The sequence below is a fragment of the Herpetosiphon geysericola genome, from assembly GCF_001306135.1.
In the GTDB taxonomy this organism is placed as follows: Bacteria; Chloroflexota; Chloroflexia; order Chloroflexales; family Herpetosiphonaceae; genus Herpetosiphon; species Herpetosiphon geysericola.
In genome coordinates this window covers 1-3074 of sequence record NZ_LGKP01000041.1, presented here as the reverse complement: position 1 = coordinate 3074, position 3074 = coordinate 1, and the positions used below count along the sequence as shown (strand labels likewise).

Genomic DNA, 3074 nt, shown 5'->3' with positions numbered 1-3074 from the left:
ATAAATTTACTAATAAATAAATCATTATTTTCAATATCTTCAACTATATCTAGATTCTTATCTATCAATGATGGTAATATATTTATATTTTTTATATATTGCTCGTTGTCTATGCTACTATTTTGATATGTATCCATAAATTTACTAATAAATAAATCATTATTTTCAATATCTTCAACTATATCTAGATTCTTATCTATCAATGATGGTAATATATTTATATTTTTTATATATTGCTCGTTGTCATCCATAGAATCCTCATTAAGCGAACTTATAATCGACATATTTATTGTCGCAGTAATATTAGGTTTGTCAAGTCACGCTAAGCCACGACATGATCAGTATGTCACCATTTCGCCGTAGCGGCTGATGCGGGACAATAGCGATCCAACGCGATGGGCTGACTAACTAACACTTCGTTGATCCTCATGTTCAGTCGCACTCTATGCTCTATCTACGGCATGATTAACTGTGGTGACCTAGGGTTGAACCAGCGCATGGTTCCTCGGTCGCAGCAATACGCTCGGATGCTCGTCTCATGAATCTCGGCTACACTATCTGGTAGTATCGGGCAACCCTTGATTGGAGGCCACCATGAGCAGCCCGCGACAACCTATGCTCAACCAATTGGGAAACGTGTATGCGCACTATGATACGATTCTCCGCTTAACATACCAGCATTATGTGCGATCCCTCCCATTATCAGAACGACTGTCCATGTGCAGCATGCTCCTCCAATGCTTTTGTTTAGCACCATCGGTTCTTGCCGTTTGGAACCATGGACACCTCGATGAATATAGCTCTTGGTATTTTCGCTTCCTCCAGTCGGACGGGGTGTCGTATCCCATCCGGCGTGCACGGTTTTATGACCTCCCTCAGGCATGCCAGCAGCGCTATCCAACCGTGCTCACCCTTGCTGATAGAACAGACGATGACTTCTTTATTGAGTGTCTCGTCTTGCCCTTGTGGCATCAGCAGCACTACGGTGGAAACTCAGCAACGACATAGTATCCCTATATCTGTTGTGCTGTTCACGCACATCGTGACCCTGTTCATCCTCATCGTAGCCCCTGCTATGATCAAGGCGCTTGGTCTTGGGTTATGGCAGGAGAATCACGATGACGACTCGTTGGTTTGCTGATCGCATGACGCTCTATCAGTTGCTGCATATCCACCCTGATTGGTCGAATCGCCAGTTTGCGGCGGCCACCCAGCGCTCACGGGCATGGGTCAAAAAATGGAAAGCACGCCTTGGTTCCCCACCCCATCCCGATCCGCAGATGGTCTGCCAAAGTCAGTCGCGAGCACGCAAAACCCCCGCATCCCCTTGGACGGAGCGCGTGATCACCCGTATTTTGGCGCTACGCGATACGCTATCGGTGCAGTACAACCGCGTCGTTGGGGCCAAAACCATTCTGGCCTATCTCCAGCGTGATCCCGATTGTCACTTTCCGCCCTATACTACACAAAAATCGTTAGCAATCGCGCTCAATAATCGTCGGCAATCGTGCCCAATGGAGCCGATCGTCGGCAATACTGCTCATCTGACGTGCATTGCACCCCCATGTCCGCTATCCTGTTGCGCAACACTCTGTAGCGCGGGAGGTTCTATGGCGGGCACGAGGATTGACTATATGGAATTGCGAGACCTAGTGCGCGAACTCCGCGCCTCCACCAACGACAGCGCGATCCAGCGCACCACGGGCCTTAATCGACGGACGATCCGCCGCTACCGTGCGTGGGCATCCCAGCATGGGCTGCTGACGGGCGATCTGCCATCCATCGAGCACCTCGCCGCCTTGGCGCACGACACGCTCATGACTCCCGCGCCACCCCAAACCGTCTCCAGCCTCGAACCATTTCGGGCGCTGGTCTTGGAACTGCATGCCGCTGGGGTCGAAGGCGTTGCCATCCGTGAACGCCTCCGCGAGCGTGGCTTTACGGGTTCCCTCTCCGCCGTCTATCGCTTTCTCGCGCAGCTCACACCGGCCCAGCCCGATGTGACCGTCCGGGTCGAGACCCCGCCTGGACAGGAGGCGCAGGTCGATTTTGGGTACGCTGGGCGGATGATCGATCCGGTGACGGGGGTGCTTCGGAAGGCCTGGGCATTCGTCATGGTGCTGGCGTGGAGCCGCTTTATGTATGTCGAATTTGTCTGGAATCAGTCCGTCGAGACGTGGCTCCTGCTCCACCGTCATGGCTTCGAGTTTTTTGGTGGGGTTCCCCATCGCGTGGTGCTCGACAACCTCAAGGCTGGTGTTACCCATGCCGACGTGGACGATCCGCACATCCAACATGCCTACCGCGAGTGCGCCGAACATTACGGCTTTCTGGTTGCGCCATGTCGGCCACGTACCCCTGAACACAAGGGGAAAGTCGAGAGTGGTGTCCACTTTGTCAAGCGGAACTTCCTCGGAGGCCGGATGCCGACCACGCTCACCCAAGCCAACCTCGACGTGCTGACGTGGTGTCAGACCACCGCAGGCCAGCGTCTCCATGGCACCACCAAACACGTCCCGATCCTCCAGTTTCGCGCCACCGAACAGGCGGCACTCCAAGCGCTGCCCGCCAGTCCTTACGACCTCGCGATCTGGAAGGCAGCCACGGTGGCGCGCGACTGCTACGTCGTGTTCAACCAAGCATTCTACTCGGTGCCCTTTCGCTTCGTTGGCCAAGCGGTCCATGTGCGGGGCGGTGCTGCCGACGTGCGGATCTACACGACCGACTGGCAGCTCGTTGCCACGCACCAGCGGGCAACCACGGCGGGGGAGCGGCTCACGCATCCGGATCACCTGCCCCCGACGCACCGACCGGGGCTGCTGTTAGGGAGGGAGATGGCGCTGGATCGTGCCACCGTGATCGGGCCTGCTACCGAGCAGGTCGTGCGCACCTTGCTGGATGACACGGTGGTGGATCGGCTGCGCACCGTCGGGCGTATTCTCCAGCTGGGCTTAAACGCACGGCCCCCCAAAACATGGCAGCGAACAGGTGTTCTTTTTTATTCTTCTTCTGCGAACGGATCAGCAAGGGCATCCGCGATCATCGCGTGGTCATCCTCGGGATGAGGTGGCTGA

General features: G+C 54.8%; 2 protein-coding genes. One reads left to right on the top strand and one right to left on the bottom strand.

What is annotated here, in order from left to right; translation table 11 throughout:
* Positions 1–251 (bottom strand): hypothetical protein (locus tag SE18_RS25330; protein ID WP_152976758.1); only part of this gene is annotated, 251 nt, incomplete at its 3' end.
* An 867-nt stretch (positions 252–1118) separates the two neighbouring features.
* On the opposite strand from SE18_RS25330, the gene istA reads away from it, so the two are divergent.
* Entirely contained in the window at positions 1119–3065 is a 1947-nt protein-coding gene (istA, locus tag SE18_RS25325; RefSeq protein ID WP_083470159.1) for an IS21 family transposase, read from the top strand.
* Positions 3066–3074: the final 9 nt, after the last annotated feature.